This window comes from Geomicrobium sp. JCM 19039 (assembly GCF_000698145.1).
Classification (GTDB): Bacteria; Bacillota; Bacilli; order Bacillales; family Marinococcaceae; genus Geomicrobium_A.
The window spans coordinates 16330-34262 of record NZ_BAXB01000010.1; the positions used below are offsets into that span (position 1 = coordinate 16330).

Sequence of the window (17933 nt, forward strand, 5' to 3'; positions counted from 1 at the left end):
TGCGCCTGAATGTATTTGGTATATGCTGGAATATATTGTTCTAAATCGTTTTCCTAATGTGCGCTGTTGGGTTGGAGGGGGAGCGCGGTACTGGGTGCCATTTTGCGCGCAAGTTTGCCTAGTTTAACGATATTTGGGGCTCACTCCGCTAAACTCCTGCGTAGTTTCTTCCAACTGGAGCGCAGATTCAATGACCATAAGTGAGCACCCTATCGGCCTGAGCGCTGCCGAAGATAAATCGGACGCGGTTCGGCGCGAACCGCGCCAACCGCTTGTGGGTACTTCGGGGCGGGAATGTGCACGTGACCCGATAATCTGTTACCGAGTTTGCTCATTCTGTTACCTAGTTTATGAGAATATACCGCTTTTCCTGAGATTTCATCCAACTCGAGCACAGCTTCCACTTTCCCAAGCTACCATTGGTTCTTGAAGAAATTCTTTAGTTCAACTTATCTAGATCGCTTCAGAATACTGCAGTTTTCCTCATACTGGGCGACTTGTGAACGTACGTTTCTACACCGAACGTCAACCTGTTTATTCATATAAACCTCAAGAGCTAGCAACTATAGGCACCGGAGGTGCCGAAGATAAACCGAGCGGTCGTCTTTGTAATAGAAAAGATCGTAGCATTTGTTGAGCCTAGCGATTGGAACGGAAGTTTGAAGTTACACTATCAATTCTTTAGTGCACTATATATACGTCACGTCCTAACGACTGATTTCATTAGAAAATAAGTGACCACTACATTACTTATGATGAATGGTTGGAATGGCAGTTTCTCCTTTGGCTCTCATGCATGTATATTGAATCATTTCAGCAACACAGATTGATAAGGTGATTGCCCGGTACCGATACGAAAGCAAACAAGATGACTATTTTTCATGTGCACGCTGTCTGCCTATCCCAACTTAACTTTTTACATGCAACGCTTGACGAATGATCTGTATTAAGAGTATAGTACAGTCATACATCAAGTGTATGAACTAATTAATACACACACTTATAGATGGAAGGTAATGCCTATGAATATATCGTTTAATACTCGTGACCCCGTCTACTTGCAAGTCGTTAGGCATTTTAAGTTGAGTATTGCGAAGGGTATTCTCACTGCTGGTGAGGAGATTCCTTCCCGAAGAGAACTGGCTTCGCAGTTAAAGATTAATCCGAATACTGTGCAACGCGCGTACCGAGAAATGGAGGAACAGAAGTTGATTAAAACAGAACGAAATGTGCCGAGTAAAGTGACGACAGATGCGCACATCTTGCAAGGCGTGCGTGAAGAGCTGCTACATGAATCAATTTCTAATTTTCTCGATGAAGTTGAACCGTTGCAGCTCCCATTAGATGAAATCGTATCCCGAATTCAATTACAAATACATCGTAAAGGAGAGAGCGCGAGCGATGATTGAAATCGAACAAATGACGAAATCATTCGGTAGAAAAAAAGTCGTTCGATCTGTGTCTTTTCATGCGAATACGAATGAAATTACGTGCTTGATTGGACTAAACGGTGCAGGGAAAACGACGATTTTGCAGGCGATTATGAACTTAACTCCTTCGAAAGGAACCGTGAGTTTTGCTGGCAAACCGTATACACATGCGACCAATCGAGATGTGATATTTATTACAGACGATCTTTCGATGCCGAGGGTGATGACGGTTGCAGAATCAATGGAATTTACGCAACTACACTATCCGAAATGGGAAACAGATAAAGCCGAAGACCTCGTGAAATACCTTAAGCTAGACAAAAGTGAAAAGCTTAAAAATCTATCAAAAGGCTACAAGATGCGAGTGAACTTAATGCTCGGTCTCGCCGCCGGATGCACGTACATTTTGATGGATGAGCCTCTATCAGGGATTGATGCTTTAACGAGAGAAAGCATTCTTGATCTATTAACGAGTGAATTTGTAGAAAGCAAAACGATCCTTCTTACGACACATGAAGTTGGAGAGATTGAAGCGATCGTTGACCGAGCTGTACTCCTGAACGATGGTGAAATTGTCGATAGTTTCTATGTAGAGTCATTGCGTGAGGAAGAGCAAAAGTCTCTGCTCGATAAAATGAGAGAGGTGTACCGATGAGCTTCTTACGTTTGTTATTTATTGAATTGAACCGAATTCGTTTTCTGTTTCTCGCTCTCGTCGCCATTGTCGTTATTACACAATTTGCCCTCACGTTGCTGTTACCTCGCTATTGGGTAGGGCAAATCGAATCAGGAGAAATGATACCCTCTATAACTTTTACTTTTATCAATGTTTTTGAACATGGGATTTACAGCTTGTCGCTCGCATTGCCGGTGATTACGATCGGGCTATACATTTTCATCGTTTGGTATCGGGATTGGTTTGGTCAAGGCACGTTTATGAAACGTCTACTCATGCTTCCGAGTAGCCGGATGAATGTGTTTGCAGCGAAGCTCGTGACAATTGTGCTGGTAACACTCGCTGTCGTAAGCATATACCGTCTCGTATTACCGTTGCAAATGGGGCTGTTTGAGTGGGTGCTCCCGAACTCTCTTTATGGTGGGCAAATTGAACCTTTTTATTTATTCCATAGTTTGAACTCAGCTTTAGCTATTGTTTATCCGCCGACGTTACTTGACTTCTTCGTTGTGTATGGATTAGGAATTACGCTTGTTTGTGTGCTATTTTCAGCGATTTTGTTTGAGAGGTCTTTTGGATTTATCGGGCTTGGCATAGGGGCCGCTTATGTCGTTGCAGCGTTCATGTTGTATGGAGTAGCGTCTCATTTCGTTGTACGTGTAAACGGTATTGAATTATTACTAGTCATGCTTGGGGTTACTCTCGGCATTTGCGCCGTTAGCTTATTCGTTTCGAGATTCTTATTATTAAGAAAAGTTACCGTTTAGGAGGAAAACGATGAACCGCGCACTTGTTACGATAATAATCGCAGTTTTTACTGTAGGTGGAGTAATGTTTCACTACGTTCAAACCGCTACCATGTTTAGTAATATGCCAAGCTTTCAATTAGAAAATATCGAAGGAGATTCTTCTTTTACAGAGAAACTTAGTTATACCGGTAGAGTTGAAGGCAATCAATTCACCGATGGGTTTATTTTTCATCCGAACACGGGTACACAATATAACGCTTCTCGGTCAATGATGTTTGATTACCAACGTGCAGCGCATCAGAGTACAGTTCGAGATGAGCATGAAGCCTTGCAATATTTTTACGGTCCAATCTTTGAAAATGACCATTTTCTTGTAGGCGCCCAGTTTGAACATTTTCCAGATTCAGAAGGGATCGAGTTACGTGTGCAATTTGTCGATAAACAATCCGAAGATGATTGGAGAGTAACGATTCCGTCCCTTCCTTTGGACGAATGGGGGGATATTACAAATCTATATGTTGAGAATGGGCATTTGTACATCTTGGCAAGAGTGGAAGACGAGAACCATCACCTAACGATTGACGTGAATCAACAAGAAGTGATTGATCATCAACAACGCCCAGGTCATGCTTTCTCTCAATACGGATTGGGAATGGAGACGACGCATTCTCGTTCGGCTCTACTCACTGATGAAGGGATGGCTTTAGTATATGACCTTGTGGATGGTGAAGTGAAGGCAGAACTTGAACTTCCAGAAGAAGCAACGAGCGTCCATACCCTTTACGCTGGGGAAGATACGTTCTACTTATTATCCGAAGGAACGCTATGGAAGGAAAGTAACGGACAATTTGAAGAGGTCGTAACGATCAAACACGTTGACAATCCGCTCGTTACGGTCGTAAATGATCAGTTGTTTTCTCTGTCTGAACAAGATAACCAATCAGCGATCGTTGAAGTATTTGAAGCATCTTCTGGACAATTGGCATTTCGCGCTGACCTCGTGCCAGAGGACGAGTCGAGTCTAGACATCTATTACGGATACATGACGATACAATAAGACGAGGGGGCACGATGATGATTCAAGAGGCGATTCAAGATCGACACATTCCAGGTGCTGTTTTGTCCGTGGTGCATAATGGCATCGAAGTGTGCCATCGAGCGTATGGCAACCAAGTTGTTTTTCCTAAAGAAGAACAGATGGAAACAAATACACGGTTTGATATTGCCTCACTCACGAAGGTGACAGCGATGCTGCCTGTCACTCTTTTGCTCGTGGATGAGGGCAGACTTCAACTGGATACGTGCGTTCGAGACGTTTTTCCAACATTTCCTCACGAACGTGTGACCGTCCGGCATTTACTTAATCACACGTCAGGCTGGGCGCCGATCACTCTTTGAAGTATGCAGGCTACACACGATCAGAAATGGTTAAAGATTTGTTGGAGCAACCCGTGCACGTTGAGCCTGGTGTTAAACGAGTATATAGTGACCTCGGCATGATGCTGCTTTACTTCCTGTGTGAAAAAATACTCAACAACGAGTTTGAATCTTATTTCTATGAACGGGTGACACAGCCGCTAGGTATGGATTGTACGTCGTTCAACCCGAAAACAAAAAAGAATATCGCTGCTACCGAGTACGATGAGAGGCACGGCACACATAAACGAGGCATTGTTCATGATGAAAAGGCAGAACAGATGGGTGGCATTAGTGGTCATGCAGGCCTTTTCTCCACAGCGAAAGATTTGCAAAAGTACTTAGCCATTTATGAAACTCCTCGTAACGAGATCATTTCCAAGTCACTTATTGAGACTAGTTTTACCGGACTCGGATGGCAAATGTCGGGTCAAACATTTTCACATACAGGCTTTACGGGTGTAAATATGTGGTGTGATCCGGTAGAGAAACTACGTGTCGTGTTCTTGACAAATCGTGTACATTTCGGAAGAAGCTATAATCTCACGTTTTTGCGTGAGCAAATCAAAGAAGCTATATACAAAAAAATAGGCGGCGGATGAATGACGCATCGATAAACGGACACATACAGTGGGAGTAAACGACAAAGCTGTTGGAGGGATTCGATTATGTTCCCAAGAAGAAACCGTCACCCACATCATCCCGTTCCGCCTCCGGGCATGTACCCGCCAGGACAAGAATTTATCGTGCCAGAAGTGTTCACTACCGAACAAAAACATGTGAAAAATCACGTGTATAAATACGTTCCTGCACATCCAGAAACGCACAGTTACGCGCAGCAAACGGAAGTGAAACACTCGCATACGCCACCACCAATGGGACCACCCCCACGTCCGGGACGACGCCCATTTCCTTGGTAGGTGGACGACATGAACGATGCTTCGGCATCGTTTTTTTACATCGTGTGATTTTGTTTTTAAAAGGTGGGGTAAGGTGAAAGTGTTGTACATCGGTGTGGATACGTCTCAATACGTCGACCGAAATTATTCCTATATTGAACAAGCATTAAATGAGAAGTGTGAACAATTTGCCGTGTGGCGAACGTCTGGGCATATTCAGTGGATATTGTCAAAAGTGACATTCGAGCCCGATTATATTTTGGTAGTGAATGATATTGGACCGACGTTTACGCCGAAGGTTACGGGACTGAATCAAATCTCAATACCGTGTGGAATCATTGTGAATGATGTGCACCGCTTTACTGAAGTTCGAAAAAATTATTTGTTAAGACAACAGTTCGATCAAGTGTTTTCTGTCGTCTCCGAAGGATTCCAACGTTTCTATCCCGATGTTTCCTTTGAATGGCTTCCTCATTTCGTCAATACAGACGTATTTTCTAGAGAAAATAAAAAAGACATCGACCTTTTGCTTACGGGGGCCGTTAGCGAAACGTATCCATTTAGACAGCACACCCTCGAACAGATCCAACACGTTCCTGCCTTTGTTCATTTCCCTCATCCAGGGTATAAAAACGTGGGCGATCACGTTGCTGGGGTCGGTTATGCTAAGCAGTTGCAAAGGGCGAAGATTAGCTTTGCTTGCCCGTCTGTATATGAATACCCAGTGAAGAAATACTTTGAAATCCCTGCAAGTGGCACCTTGTTAGTCGCACCTGAATGCAAAGATATTCGTCAACTCGGATTTATTCCGTGGCAACATTATGTACCTGCTGATACGCATACCGTAAAATCGCGTACGTTATATTACTTGGCGAATGTAGAAGCTCGAATGAAAATCATTGATGAGGCATATCGTTGGGTGCGAGGGAATCATTCGCTAGAAGTAAGGGTGAATGAGCTCTATCAGCTAATAAAAGAGGGGACAAAAAAAGATGAGTGAAATCGGTACGAATGTTGTCATAAAAGAGGGAGCGGTCATCGGGAAGAACGTTGTGATCGGTGACAATACAGTGATCTATGAGGATGTGACCGTCGAAGACAATGTAGTGATTGGTGCAAACAATGTGATCGGCATTCGCCCCGGTGGCAATAGCCGAATGCGAAAGTCAAATGAAAACGCCGATCGACTTGTTATACACTCAGGCACAAAGACGGGAAGCCTCGTTGCCTTGTATGCAGGTAGTCAAATCGGCAAACATTGTTTTTTAGGAGACTTGGCTAGTGTAAGGGAAAATGTCCGGATTGGTAATGAAACAGTGATCGGGCGATCGGCCATTGTTGAGTTGAATACGGTTATTGGGAACCATTGTACGATACAAACGGGTGCTTATGTGACTGGGGATACGACAATTGAAGATCATGTATTTCTTGGACCGTGCGTATCAATGAGCAACGATAAATATATGGGCGCAAAACCGTATGAGATGCAGGGCCCGACGATTAAGAAAGGGGCTAAAATTGGCAACAATGCGACGTTGCTACCTGGAATTACGATTGGAGAAGAAGCGATCGTAGGGGCAGGTGCGGTTGTGACGAAAGACGCTCGTGCACATACTACTGTTGCTGGTGTTCCTGCAAAACCGATCCGGTAAAATTGTAGATCGGTTGAAAACGAGTCGCCCGTCAATTGATGGGGACTTGATACTTATGTTTTAGTGTGATGTTGTTCAGCCCCGTTATTCTTTAGGAAAGCCTTATATTATGGTAAACTTACGATACTGTATATGAGAAGGAGGGACATCGATGTATATTGTAACTTCGACAGTCACCGTCCCAAAAGAAAAAACGGATGAAGTGATTGGCATCTATCAGAAACGCTCACGAAAAGTTGATCAAGCTCAAGGATTTCAATCGTTTCATCTCCTCCAAAATGATAAAAAGCCGGAAGAATTGACGGTTCATCTCATTTGGGATTCAAAGGAAGACTATATTCGCTGGGTATCCAGTGATGAATATAAGGAAATTCATGATCTAGAGAAGAACTACCCTGACCAGGAACTGGCGTCGATCACTGCCCGTGTTGGAATGTTTTCAGTGGTCGCGACATGAATGACACCCAAAAATCACAAATTGCTTTTCGTATTACGGAAGAAATTTATGAGGAGTACCCGTCTTTATGGCAAAAATTCGGTGATCATGGTCGCGCTCGCACAGAAGAAGACAACGTTCACCATCTTAACCATCTGTTGACCGCCTATGAAATGAAGCAGCCTCATTTCTTTGTTGAATACACCTCGTGGTTAAATACGGTGCTTACGAGTCGTAATGTAGGCACACACTTGATCATTGACAATTATCGACGGTTGGAACGCCACTTGAGTGGGAGTGTCCCGGAGGAGCAAGAGGTATTTTTTATGGATTGTTTAGCGCAAGGAAAAGCTGTTTTACAATGAGGTGTTCGTGTGGAAGCTCAAATTGAAAAACTGGCAGACCGATTGCTTGACGGTGATGAAGGAGAAGCAACGTCGATGATTCAGCATGCACTGCAGGCGATGGGGAAAATAGATGTGTTTGAGCAATTGATTACGCCCTCGATGTATCTTGTCGGCAAGCGTTGGGAGCGAAATGAAATCTCGGTGGCTGATGAACATTTAGCCACCGCAACCGTTGATTTTATCCTTACAGCTATAGAACAGGTTGATCGTAAAGAATCCAGTCTTACAAATCGGAAAGTGCTTCTCTGTGGTGTCGAGGACGAACAGCATTACATCGGTCTAAAAATGGTCGGTTCTCTGTTTCGCGACCGAGGATGGAACGTCCGGAACCTCGGTCCTAACTTGCCGTTAAATCATTTACAGTCTTCTGCTGCGATATGGAAACCAGATGTGATTGTGCTCTCTATTGCACTTTTGTACCGATTGCCCGTGCTTCATGAGTACGTTCGCTCATTGCTCACCTTGAACCATCGACCGTCTATTCTCATTGGCGGCCGTGTAGCTTATGAGTATCAATTATCGGCGACGGAACTAGATCAAGTCGAGGTGATTGGAAGTTTACGGCAACTGGATGGTTGGCTTGATAACGGGAAAGTAGGGAAGGCACATGCAAGAACGAATGACCAACCGTAACTTGCCATTACCTACCTTTAAAATTGATAAGAATTTCGAGATTCTCGAGCGCTCTATGGAAGCAGAAGAAGTGTTCCGTCTTGAACGCTCCTTTTTAGCGCTCGTTGACGTAGAAAGTCAAGAAAAGGTTAGGGAATGGCTCAGGCCTGAGCATGAGCAAGTGAGTCTTGAAGTGAACATGCTTACGAGTAATGGAGAGCTCGTACTCGTAGATGTTTATGTAGGATGGGAAAGTGAGCTTCATGCTGAAGTTCTTGTGATTAAAAAAGACGAAGCGTTTTCCCGAGTGCTCGGGCAATTAACGAAGCTTCGTGCTCGACTTCAAGACACGAACATCGAGCTCATGCATGAAAAAGAACGACTCGAGTTGCTCGCAGAAGAAAACCGCCGTCTGTCTGCCCCATTTATTCCATTAAGTGAGGAAGTTGGGTTAGTACCCATGTTCGGTATGCTGGACAGAGAAAAAATACAGTCCATTGAAGTCAAATTGCTTCAAGAAATCTATGAAGATAGCGCCGACACGATTATTTTTGATTTTACAGCCTCTGGAGAAGTGACGAATGACGGAGTAAGAGCCTTAAAGTCAATGTTTAAGTCCCTCGCCATTATGGGATGTGAGTTGCTCATCGCCGGTGTCAATCAAGAGGTGGCAAGGTCTTTTAAACAATATGAAGTGCAAAAATGGAACATTAGCTTTATTCATTCCCTTGAGCGGGCGTTAAAAAGCATGGATGTGACTTCGTGACGTTCATGCTTTTTGTTATGCGCAATTGACTGTGTCGGCTACGTTATGAGCGCATACCGTATTGGAAACGGATAAAAGCGAGGGGAGCAAATGAAGACGGTCTGTTTTGTCGTCACTGAACACCCGATCAAAGATGCTCGGATTTTTCACCGCGAAGCAAAAAGTCTTGCACGAGCGGGTTACAATGTCACGATTCTTTCACCGTCTCAAGCTGCAGAACGTGAAGGAGTGCCTTTTCTCATTGATGAGATAACGATTATCCCTACGTGCCGGACCGCCTAAAAGATGACCAACACCGGTCTTTTGAATTGAGACACAACAAGACGCCCGATCTTCACTCGTACGACTAGGAATTAATGTAGGTGCCGATCTGTATCATGCCCATGAAATGGAGTCACTTCATGCGGCAGTTTTTATGAAGCGTGCAGTGTCTGGTGCTCGTTTAGTTTTTGATAGCCATGAACTATTCGTCGATCACCGTTCACTAACGAGCATCCGTAGACGTGAACAAAAAGAAGCATGGTTACGGCAAATGCTTGAAGAAACGGATGCAATTATTACGGTATCCCCTTCCATATCGGAATATTACAAAAACCTATCTTTTAAAGGGCCAATTGAAGTGATTGTAAACGCTCCACCATTCACTACGTCTGTGCACAAAAAGAAAACCTCACATCGAACGATCGGTTACGTAGGTATGGTTACTAAAGACAAAGGAAACTGGCAAAAGCTCGTCGATGTTGCTGAACAGTCGGGGTATTCCATCAAAATAATCGGTGGAGCACCGCGACATGAAACCGAACTGCTCGTTCCAGTTCATCTACAAAACCGAATTGAGATGACCGGTTGGGTTGATTACGATCATATCCCTTTTGAACTTGAAGATGTCGACCTCGGCTGGATTGATATGAATACGAAACGATCAATGAACCGGTATTTTTCATTGCCAAATAAGTTTTTTAGCTTTTTAGATGCGGGCGTGCCTGTCATCGTGAACGATTGCTTAGAGATGAGAAAAGTGATTGAAAAAGAACGATGTGGGATCGTTATCCCAATGGAGAACCCGACGGCGATCGATTACACGAATGGCATGCTAAACGTTCGTGATGACCAATTGCAACGGATGGGTGAAAATGCACGCAGCTACATGCAGCGTTTGATGAGTTGGGAACACATGGAGCGGCGGTTACTCACACTATATGAAACGCTATTAGTATAGACACCTTTTTTCTAGAGATGTCCAAACCACGTGCATGCTCTTCACATATTGTAAGTGAAGAGGGTGATATGAATGAATAAAAATACTGTAGCGGTCATCGGACTCGGTAAAATCGGGCTTACGCTGGCCGCTGTTTATGCAAGTAACGGGTATAAAGTAGTGGGTGCAGATGTGAATCAGAACGTCGTTGATACAGTAAACCGAGGGGAAAGTCACATCCAGAATGAACCGGGTTTACAGGAGCTTGTGCATGAGGCTTATGTGAACAAACAGCTTCGTGCAACGTCTTCAACTAGAGAAGCTGTCCAGGAGGCGTCAACAGTCGTTGTGATCGTTCCAGTGCTCATTGATGATGATCACGATGTGGATTATCAGTACATTGATGCTGCAACTCGAGAGATCGGATTAGGTATACAAAAGGGAACGACAGTGATTTACGAAACGACGTTACCTACGGGAGATACGAGAAAGCGTTTTGGCAGAATGATTGAACAAGCATCCAGTTTGCAAGCTGGGGCTGATTTTTATCTTGCATACAGCCCCGAACGTGTCTACTCAAATACAATTATTCGTGATTTAAAAAAGTATCCGAAAATAGTTGGTGGAATTAATGAAGCAAGTCTCATTAACGCGAGTACGTTTTACAAGCTTGCACTCCGATGTGACGTGTTGCCTGTGGAAAATGCAGACACGGCTGAATTTGCAAAAGTTGCAGAGTGCGTATACCGCGATGTGAATATTGCGCTTGCCAATGAGCTCGCTATTTATGCGGACCAGATGAATGTGAATATGAGAGATGCAGCGGCAGCAAGCAATACCCAGCCGTATTCTCACATTCATGCACCAGGCGTCGGTGTGGGTGGTCATTGCATTCCGATCTATCCATATTTCTTTATTTCAAGAGGTTTAGATGAAGGAATTGTTCAGCATTCCCGAAAGAAAAATGATCAAATGGCTGACTATGCTTTGGAGCGAATCGAGTCACAAAGCGGCAAGTTGCAAGGCAAAAATGTGTTGATTCTTGGGTTATCATACCGTGAAAATGTGAAAGAAACAGAGAAGTCATCGGCTTGGAAATTGCTTGAAGGATTGAAGGGAAGAGGGGCCGCATCATTCGTTCATGATCCACATTTTTCTGATGAGGAAATGCGAACGTTTAACGTAGAGCCACTCGAACTAACAAATGAGGAAATGAAAATGGTAGACATCATCATTCTCCAAGCATATCACGATGAATACCGTAGTTTGGATTTTTCACAGTTTGTCAAAAAGCCGTTCGTGTTTGACGGTAGAAATGTGCTGGACCCGTCTCAATTTGCTGAACTCGGTATGGGGTTTGATGCGATTGGAGGGGCAAAGCAATGATTCCAATGGTTGATCTAAAAAAGGAATATGAATTGTTAAAACATGCACTACACAAAGAAGTGCAAGAAGTAATGGAGAGTGGGGTGTACATTCTAGGACCGAAGTGTGAGCAACTTGAGCGAGCAATGGAGCAGTATCATCCCGTAAAACATGCTGTTGGTGTTGCGAATGGCACAGATGCCCTCTACTTGGCTGTAAAGGCACTGGGAATTGGGGCAGGTGATGAGATCATTACGACGCCATTTACTTTCTTTGCCAGTGGTGAAGCGATTGAAGAGGCAGGTGCCACACCGGTGTTTGTGGATATCAATCCGTTGACGTATAACATTGATCCCACTCAGATTGAAGCAAAGATTACGCCTAAAACACGGGCGATACTCGTTGTACACTTATTCGGAAAGCTTTGTGATATGGACGCGATTATGAGTATCGCAAAAAAACACAACCTTCGTGTGATTGAAGATGCGTGCCAAGCGATCGGCACGAAAGATGATCACGGAAAAAGAGCAGGTACAGTTGGCGATGTGGGTTGTTTTTCTTTCTTTCCATCTAAAAATCTAGGTGGATTTGGTGATGGGGGCATGGTCATTACGAATGACCAAGACGTGTATGACCGCGTGTTAGAATTACGAAATCACGGTAGCGTTAGAAAATACGAACACCGCTCGATCGGAATCAATAGCCGACTTGATGAATTGCAAGCGGCAGTTCTACTCGTCAAACTTCAACATTTAGATCTGTTTTTGCATAAGAGATCCGTCATTGCCAAGCGCTATTCCGAAGAGCTAAAGCGTTACGCTTCAGTACCAGACCCATACTTGCACTCTTTTCACCAATATTGTTTTGAAGTAAAAGATCGGTACTCCTTAATGGATCATCTCGCGAAACGTGGTATTTCCTCTGCAGTTTACTATCCAATACCGTTACATTTACAAGAAGCGCTACAACACTTACGGTATAAAAAAGGCGATTTCCCACTAGCAGAACGTGCAGCCGAGCAGATTATGGCACTCCCGATTTCTCCAGAGCTGGCGTTTAGTGACCAAGAATATATTATTCAAACGATCCACGCGTATTACAAGTAGTCTTTGAAATCATTCCATTTGGAATGATTTTTTTCGTAATGGATTGCTTATGTTGGCGAACGTTATAAAAGGTACAGTCCACATAATGAAGCGAATCGGTCGCTAGAAACTTTTTTAATAAACTGATGTCCTCATAGAGCCGTCCTTGTTCAAAATCAATGACCGGATAGCCTCCGAGTGAGAGTAATGAAGTTGTGCGGTAAATTCTCGGTCCTAAAGGCAGAGGATAACCGAGCAAATCATCGGAACTGTGCACAGGAAAACCTTTTACATGACGTTTGTAAGACATCATACCTTCGCCTTTCCAATAGCGTAAATTCCCATAAAAGGCACCCGTACGTTCAGGCAATTGCTGACCAATCTCTTTCGTCCTTTCAATGGCGTCCGCATCCAACCAATCATCTCCGTCCAATTCAATGAGCCACGTGCAATCAACGTAGTGGAGGAGTTCATTTAGCGCCCGTGCTTTTCCAATATTGACGTTTTTTCGAAGTAGCGTGAATGAAGGGAAACGTTCGGTCATGTTTAATATTTCACGTACTGTATTATCGGTAGATCCGTCATCAACAACAAAAACATGGTCGGCACGTACCGTTTGATCAGCAATTGAACTAAGCGCATTCCGAATCCAACGTTCTGCATTTAGCACCGAGAGCATGACTCCCACCGTTGGCAACGGTTTGCTTTTTGGAGGAGTGAATTTTGTTAAGACTGATTGTTTTAATTTTTTGTTCCGTCGTATTGAATTGGGTGCTCGTTCTCGTTAACCGGTCTGCCGTTCTTTTCACACTAGAAGTCGGAATACGGCAAAGCCATTTTGCTAGTAAGGCATCTTCAAAAGGCAACTCGTCTATTGTAGGAAGAGGGTGGGTCATTAACAGTTCAGATCGAAGGACAAGAGGCCATAGTTGTTGTGTGGAAGCCGTTTGCATGACGAGGACGTCGTGGTCACCCATCCTATCTACGAGGGAATCAATGTTGTTATGAATGAGCCGCTCAAACGTAGGGATGAGAACGATATATTGTTTTTCCAAAGTACTTGGGCTCGTAATGAGTTCCATCGGATTCGAGATGATCGTGTAGCTCAAGGTACTCACTCCTAATCTATATTTAAAAGAATGTTTCAAACAACCTTGTTGGATTCGCTCGTCTTGGATGAAAAATGATAGGTGAACGATTGATCTTGGAAAACCAAGTTGTACACACATTCATAATCATGTGTTCGTGCATCTACTGTATAGATATTGTAGAAAAGGGGGAGTAGACCTTGACCATAAATGTGAACAATATCAATTCAACTTCTCTGTATCAATTACTGGCGAGTTTAATCAATGAAAATGTTCAAATTACAACGCAATTTGGGATTGTAATTGGGGCGGTTTTAGAAGTAAATAGCGACTATGTTGTGATCCAAGAAACAGACGGAGCGTTAGCGTTCGTAAGATTTACGAAAATTGAAGTCATAACTGACGTGATTGAATAAAAAGGAGGATTCTTATGTTTGGACCGTTATTTATTTTTGAATTGCAAAATCGGATCGGGACACCGATTCAAATTGCTACTGATAACAGTTTGATCGAAGGCACGCTCGTAAATGTGAATTTTAGCCTTGTCGTCATCGACGCTGATGACGGCTATAGCATTACTAGACAATTTATTAATGCAAATGAAATTAACTTCTTCCGCGATGTCGACGCTGTAATCTAAAACAAGATCAAGTGAGCACAAGATGCTCATGAAGATAAACTTGAGATCACTGATCTTCTACTTCTAGTGAGGTTAGGTGTGAGGGCGCGATTTGGATCACAAGCATCCCATATACATTAATGAGGTACGGGTGCAGCAACCGAACAAGCTACCGTTTGTGTTGCAATGACATGTATGCGCAGTATAATCGATCCAGGTCGCCCATTTTCTAGTGAAAACAGTGGCAATATGAGGTGGACTAAAGAAATTCTCTAATTGATTTGAAGGGCCGCCTGCAAACTGCGTGGAAATAAGAAGACATTGAAAAAGTCGATAAAAAAATCATCGGTAATCGTACAGTGCCGCGTGAGCGAATTGTATCTGCCCATATAAGAAATCTTATTTGGCAAGAAGTCATAAGGGGATATGTACAATTGCTGTCTACCTAATTCGTGGATTAGAGACAGGGGTTTCCAGTATGTAGGTTGAGAGTGACTGTACGGACAGAGATTTGCAGCATCAGGTTTTGTGTGTCCTTAGAGAGTACTGTTAAGGACATAGCTTTCCAGTATATGGGATTGTGCGTCCGAAAAGAGTGCCACTAGGGAAGTGGTGCGTACTCTTTAATGAAAATCCCGGTCTCCCATTTGCTCTTTTTAGACAGCTATCACCTACGAGATGTCGGCATGAGTCATGCCGAGGACTGTTCAGTTTCGCTCCGGCACCGAAGGTGCCGGCGGATCGCTCGTTTTTGACATTTATGTAGTGTAAAACCCACACCAGCCTAGGGATAAGTCAGATATGAGGATCATCTCCCCAAGCTGAGAAAATCCACAAATCACACAATCCTTGCTTCTTCTGTATTCACGGTGAAGGAGACACAGCGAAGTTTACACGGCAAAAAAACAATTAAGACCACAATGCTGAGCGGTCTTAATTGTTTTTAATTTCATTACTAATTTTGTTTGAAAGTTTGAGTGCTTCAATACCATGTTGTGCGGTCACAGTTGGTGTGCGCTTGTTCACGACATTTGTGATAAAGTCTGATAGTTCAAGGGTTAATGGTTGCAAAAACGATGGAATATAAATGTTCTCAGAAATTGTTTTCGGGTAGGTTGCCCCTCCAGGTTCAGCTGTTTTTGTAACGGTAATCGTATTTTGAAGTAAGTCTGCAAAAATATGATTGTTATCCGTTAGAATTTGCATCGTACGCACTTTCTTTGTTGAGCGAAAGCTTGCCGTCAATTCAATGATCGTTCCTTGTTTCGACTTCGCTAGCACTGACGCATGAGAAGGATTCGTTTCAGCGATACCAAAGGAATGCAAATGGTCAAAAGATTCGCCTGTAAGTTCGTGAATCAAGTATAAGTCATGAATCATAAGGTCATGAACAACATCCACATTTCTTGTGTTTTCTGCAAACGGCGCCATCCGGTGCGTCTCAATTGATAGGAGTTGTTCTTTCAACAAGATGGTTTTTAATGTTTGGATGAGGGGATTGAACAGTTCGATATGTCCGACTTGCAATGTAACTTCCGCTTTCATCGCTGCTTTCTGGAGTTCTTTTGCCTCATCTTCAGTCGAGGCAATCGGTTTCTCCATCAACATATGAATTCCGTACTCAATGCATGTCATTCCGACTTCAAAATGATACGGGGTCGGCACCGTAATGCTAACCGCATCAACTGACTCAAGGAGCGATTCGAGAGAGGGAAATGACGTAATCATATACTGTTCAGCCGCTCGGTCACGCTTTGACTGATCCACATCATATACGCCAATCAGTTCGCAATGGCGAGGCATGGAAGCATACGTGCGCAAATGGTTTTCGCCCATATTGCCAGCACCAATAACACCTATTTTCATATCGTATCCTCGCTTTCTACAATCGTTTCTCGGTATAATATGCAAACAATACTGGAATGAATGGACAAACATAATGTACCGGAAAAAAATGAGACAATTGTTTCAAACAATAGTAGAATAGCAGTATTACGTGAAGAGGTGATCTACATGTCGAGAGAGCAAGCGTTTCTTGATTACATGAAAAAGCTAAACCACTACGGTCAAGCCACCGCTTTGTTGCATTGGGATTCAAGAACAGGGCTGCCGAAGAAAGGTCAAGGTGAACGTGCGGAAGTACTCGGTACACTATCAGGTGAAATGCACAAGATGATTACGTCAGAGGAAGTGACGAATTTACTCGAAGCGGTTGAGAATGATGATCAGGTTACAGCGATTACGAAGAAATCTGCTGAACAACTTAGACGTGACCACGATGCTTATAAAAAGATTCCAGCTGATGAATTCAAGGCGTATGTGATGTTACGGTCGGAGTCGGAAGCTTTTTGGGAAGAAGCAAAAGAGACCAATAATTTCGAGGGATTCAAGCCGTATCTTGAGAAAATTGTTGCTTTTAAGAAAAAGATGATTGGATACTTAGGATACGAAGGGCATCCGTACAATCGTTTGCTCGATGATTTTGAGCCAGGAATGACCGTTGAGAAGTTAGACCCGCTGTTTGAAGAGCTAAAACAAGTTAATCCCTCTCATTCAGCACGTGAATGATGCAAAAAACAAACCGAATACTGGCGTGTTGTTTCATCATTTTCCTAAAGAGAAGCAGAGGGAATTAAGCTTGGCGTTTTTGGATACGATTGGTTATGACTTTGATGCAGGACGCTTGGATGAAACGGTTCATCGTTTGCGACGGGAATTAATCGTGGGGACGTACGTGTGACGACGAAGTACGATGAACATGATTTTCGTGTCGCACTTCTAGGCACGATTCACGAAGGTGGCCATGCGCTGTATGAGCAGAACATTAGCGAAACGTTAGCGGGAACGTTTGCAGGGTCGGCCAGTTCTTTTGGCATTCATGAGTCACAATCATTATTTATGGAAAAGTTTGTCGGACAAAATGAGCGCTTTTGGCGAGCAACTATCCTGTGTTGCAACGCTATGCAGGAGGAACATTTGACGATGTGTCGTTTGACGAGTTTTTCTTTGCGCTTAACGAGTCAAAACCGTCGTTCATCCGAATCGAAGCCGATGAGCTAACGTATTGTTTGCATATCATTGTTCGTTATGAGCTGGAAAAAGCATTGTTCTCTGAAGAACTTGAAGTAAAAGATCTTCCGAAAGCTTGGAATGAGAAGATGAAAGACTACTTCGGGATCGTTCCAGCTACTGATGCTGAAGGGGTATTACAAGACGTTCATTGGCCATCAGGGATGTTTGGTTATTTCCCATCGTATGCGTTAGGATACGTATACGCGGCTCAGCTTCATGAGCGCTTGCTCGTTGACATACCTGACTTTGAAGAGCGTTTGGAAACCGGTGAGTTAGAGGGAATTCGAGCATGGATGACCGAACACGTTCACAAACACGGCGCCATGAAAAAACCTGACGAAATCATTCGGGATACGACCGGTTCCGGAGTAGATGCCAAGCCATTGATCGCCTACTTGAAGAATAAATACGAAACATTGTACGCTTAATAAAAAAACGCCAGCTTTGCCATTCCCGGCAAAGC

At 43.5% G+C, this 17933-nt stretch carries 22 protein-coding genes and 1 pseudogene; 20 read left to right on the forward strand and 3 right to left on the reverse strand.

From position 1 onward, the window contains the following. The first annotated feature begins 1022 nt into the window (after positions 1–1022). The 17 genes from JCM19039_RS11020 (at position 1023) to JCM19039_RS11100 (ending at position 12712) form a co-directional block, all read left to right on the forward strand. A complete protein-coding gene (locus JCM19039_RS11020; protein ID WP_042427064.1) occupies positions 1023–1409 on the forward strand; it encodes a GntR family transcriptional regulator in 387 nt (128 codons plus the stop codon). Next, entirely contained in the window at positions 1402–2085 is a 684-nt protein-coding gene (locus tag JCM19039_RS11025) for an ATP-binding cassette domain-containing protein (protein ID WP_042427065.1), read from the forward strand. The genes JCM19039_RS11020 and JCM19039_RS11025 overlap by 8 nt, the downstream gene beginning before the upstream one ends. Then, on the forward strand, positions 2082–2873 hold the full coding sequence (locus JCM19039_RS11030) for a hypothetical protein (RefSeq protein ID WP_042427067.1): 792 nt from the start codon (positions 2082–2084) through the stop codon (positions 2871–2873). Before JCM19039_RS11025 ends, JCM19039_RS11030 begins: the two co-directional genes overlap by 4 nt. Before the next feature lie 10 nt (positions 2874–2883). Continuing rightward, positions 2884–3912 (forward strand): hypothetical protein, encoded by a 1029-nt coding sequence (locus JCM19039_RS11035; protein WP_042427069.1) that lies wholly within the window; start codon positions 2884–2886, stop codon positions 3910–3912. A gap of 14 nt (positions 3913–3926) precedes the next feature. Beyond that, positions 3927–4253 (forward strand): serine hydrolase, encoded by a 327-nt coding sequence (locus tag JCM19039_RS26505; RefSeq protein ID WP_081834468.1) that lies wholly within the window; start codon positions 3927–3929, stop codon positions 4251–4253. After that, the gene (locus JCM19039_RS11045) at positions 4250–4873 is read left to right on the forward strand and encodes a serine hydrolase (RefSeq protein WP_042427074.1); all 624 of its coding nucleotides are present in this window, start codon (positions 4250–4252) and stop codon (positions 4871–4873) included. Before JCM19039_RS26505 ends, JCM19039_RS11045 begins: the two co-directional genes overlap by 4 nt. Before the next feature lie 66 nt (positions 4874–4939). Then, positions 4940–5191: a CotD family spore coat protein gene (locus JCM19039_RS11050; RefSeq protein WP_042427077.1), complete on the forward strand. Its 252-nt coding sequence runs from the start codon at positions 4940–4942 to the stop codon at positions 5189–5191. A 73-nt stretch (positions 5192–5264) separates the two neighbouring features. Beyond that, positions 5265–6170: a glycosyltransferase gene (locus JCM19039_RS11055; RefSeq protein ID WP_052398710.1), complete on the forward strand. Its 906-nt coding sequence runs from the start codon at positions 5265–5267 to the stop codon at positions 6168–6170. Then, entirely contained in the window at positions 6163–6822 is a 660-nt protein-coding gene (locus JCM19039_RS11060) for an acyltransferase (protein ID WP_042427083.1), read from the forward strand. The genes JCM19039_RS11055 and JCM19039_RS11060 overlap by 8 nt, the downstream gene beginning before the upstream one ends. A gap of 151 nt (positions 6823–6973) precedes the next feature. Continuing rightward, positions 6974–7279 (forward strand): antibiotic biosynthesis monooxygenase, encoded by a 306-nt coding sequence (locus JCM19039_RS11065; RefSeq protein WP_042400045.1) that lies wholly within the window; start codon positions 6974–6976, stop codon positions 7277–7279. Then, a complete protein-coding gene (locus JCM19039_RS11070) occupies positions 7276–7623 on the forward strand; it encodes a hypothetical protein (RefSeq protein ID WP_042427086.1) in 348 nt (115 codons plus the stop codon). The genes JCM19039_RS11065 and JCM19039_RS11070 overlap by 4 nt, the downstream gene beginning before the upstream one ends. 9 nt (positions 7624–7632) lie before the next feature. Beyond that, positions 7633–8298 carry a B12-binding domain-containing protein gene (locus JCM19039_RS11075; protein WP_042427089.1) on the forward strand — a complete coding sequence of 222 codons (666 nt, stop codon included), beginning with the start codon at positions 7633–7635 and terminating at the stop codon, positions 8296–8298. Beyond that, a complete protein-coding gene (locus tag JCM19039_RS11080) occupies positions 8273–9043 on the forward strand; it encodes an STAS domain-containing protein (RefSeq protein ID WP_052398711.1) in 771 nt (256 codons plus the stop codon). Before JCM19039_RS11075 ends, JCM19039_RS11080 begins: the two co-directional genes overlap by 26 nt. 90 nt (positions 9044–9133) lie before the next feature. Then, positions 9134–9325: a hypothetical protein gene (locus tag JCM19039_RS11085; protein WP_042427092.1), complete on the forward strand. Its 192-nt coding sequence runs from the start codon at positions 9134–9136 to the stop codon at positions 9323–9325. Between the two features lie 25 nt (positions 9326–9350). Continuing rightward, positions 9351–10262, forward strand: coding sequence for a glycosyltransferase (locus tag JCM19039_RS11090; RefSeq protein ID WP_255343655.1), 912 nt, complete (start codon positions 9351–9353; stop codon positions 10260–10262). A 72-nt stretch (positions 10263–10334) separates the two neighbouring features. Further along, positions 10335–11627, forward strand: coding sequence for a nucleotide sugar dehydrogenase (locus tag JCM19039_RS11095; RefSeq protein ID WP_042427097.1), 1293 nt, complete (start codon positions 10335–10337; stop codon positions 11625–11627). Beyond that, on the forward strand, positions 11624–12712 hold the full coding sequence (locus JCM19039_RS11100; protein ID WP_042427100.1) for a DegT/DnrJ/EryC1/StrS aminotransferase family protein: 1089 nt from the start codon (positions 11624–11626) through the stop codon (positions 12710–12712). The genes JCM19039_RS11095 and JCM19039_RS11100 overlap by 4 nt, the downstream gene beginning before the upstream one ends. Here the strand turns inward: JCM19039_RS11100 and JCM19039_RS11105 are convergent. Beyond that, positions 12681–13361, reverse strand: coding sequence for a glycosyltransferase family A protein (locus JCM19039_RS11105; RefSeq protein WP_052398712.1), 681 nt, complete (start codon positions 13359–13361; stop codon positions 12681–12683). The two genes, JCM19039_RS11100 and JCM19039_RS11105, sit on opposite strands and share 32 nt — an antisense overlap. Next, positions 13324–13800, reverse strand: a complete 477-nt coding sequence (locus tag JCM19039_RS11110) for a hypothetical protein (protein ID WP_042427103.1) — start codon at positions 13798–13800, stop codon at positions 13324–13326. Before JCM19039_RS11110 ends, JCM19039_RS11105 begins: the two co-directional genes overlap by 38 nt. A gap of 179 nt (positions 13801–13979) precedes the next feature. Here JCM19039_RS11110 and JCM19039_RS11115 point away from each other — a divergent pair, with 179 nt between their 5' ends. Both JCM19039_RS11115 and JCM19039_RS11120 read left to right on the forward strand, forming a co-directional pair. Continuing rightward, the gene (locus JCM19039_RS11115; protein WP_042427106.1) at positions 13980–14195 is read left to right on the forward strand and encodes a DUF2642 domain-containing protein; all 216 of its coding nucleotides are present in this window, start codon (positions 13980–13982) and stop codon (positions 14193–14195) included. A 14-nt stretch (positions 14196–14209) separates the two neighbouring features. Next, entirely contained in the window at positions 14210–14419 is a 210-nt protein-coding gene (locus JCM19039_RS11120; RefSeq protein ID WP_042427108.1) for a hypothetical protein, read from the forward strand. A gap of 912 nt (positions 14420–15331) precedes the next feature. Here the strand turns inward: JCM19039_RS11120 and JCM19039_RS11125 are convergent. Next, entirely contained in the window at positions 15332–16264 is a 933-nt protein-coding gene (locus tag JCM19039_RS11125) for a Gfo/Idh/MocA family protein (RefSeq protein ID WP_042427111.1), read from the reverse strand. Between the two features lie 147 nt (positions 16265–16411). On the opposite strand from JCM19039_RS11125, the pseudogene JCM19039_RS11130 reads away from it, so the two are divergent. Then, a pseudogene (locus JCM19039_RS11130) lies at positions 16412–17898 on the forward strand (carboxypeptidase M32). The last annotated feature ends 35 nt before the right edge of the window (positions 17899–17933 follow it).

Coding starts and splice junctions, on each gene's coding strand:
- JCM19039_RS11020 (WP_042427064.1), top strand. CDS start 1,023: ATGAATATATCGTTTAATACTCGTGACCCCGTCTACTTGCAAGTCGTT.
- JCM19039_RS11025 (WP_042427065.1), top strand. CDS start 1,402: ATGATTGAAATCGAACAAATGACGAAATCATTCGGTAGAAAAAAAGTC.
- JCM19039_RS11030 (WP_042427067.1), top strand. CDS start 2,082: ATGAGCTTCTTACGTTTGTTATTTATTGAATTGAACCGAATTCGTTTT.
- JCM19039_RS11035 (WP_042427069.1), top strand. CDS start 2,884: ATGAACCGCGCACTTGTTACGATAATAATCGCAGTTTTTACTGTAGGT.
- JCM19039_RS26505 (WP_081834468.1), top strand. CDS start 3,927: ATGATGATTCAAGAGGCGATTCAAGATCGACACATTCCAGGTGCTGTT.
- JCM19039_RS11050 (WP_042427077.1), top strand. CDS start 4,940: ATGTTCCCAAGAAGAAACCGTCACCCACATCATCCCGTTCCGCCTCCG.
- JCM19039_RS11060 (WP_042427083.1), top strand. CDS start 6,163: ATGAGTGAAATCGGTACGAATGTTGTCATAAAAGAGGGAGCGGTCATC.
- JCM19039_RS11065 (WP_042400045.1), top strand. CDS start 6,974: ATGTATATTGTAACTTCGACAGTCACCGTCCCAAAAGAAAAAACGGAT.
- JCM19039_RS11070 (WP_042427086.1), top strand. CDS start 7,276: ATGAATGACACCCAAAAATCACAAATTGCTTTTCGTATTACGGAAGAA.
- JCM19039_RS11080 (WP_052398711.1), top strand. CDS start 8,273: ATGCAAGAACGAATGACCAACCGTAACTTGCCATTACCTACCTTTAAA.
- JCM19039_RS11085 (WP_042427092.1), top strand. CDS start 9,134: ATGAAGACGGTCTGTTTTGTCGTCACTGAACACCCGATCAAAGATGCT.
- JCM19039_RS11095 (WP_042427097.1), top strand. CDS start 10,335: ATGAATAAAAATACTGTAGCGGTCATCGGACTCGGTAAAATCGGGCTT.
- JCM19039_RS11100 (WP_042427100.1), top strand. CDS start 11,624: ATGATTCCAATGGTTGATCTAAAAAAGGAATATGAATTGTTAAAACAT.
- JCM19039_RS11120 (WP_042427108.1), top strand. CDS start 14,210: ATGTTTGGACCGTTATTTATTTTTGAATTGCAAAATCGGATCGGGACA.
- JCM19039_RS11125 (WP_042427111.1), bottom strand. CDS start 16,264: ATGAAAATAGGTGTTATTGGTGCTGGCAATATGGGCGAAAACCATTTG.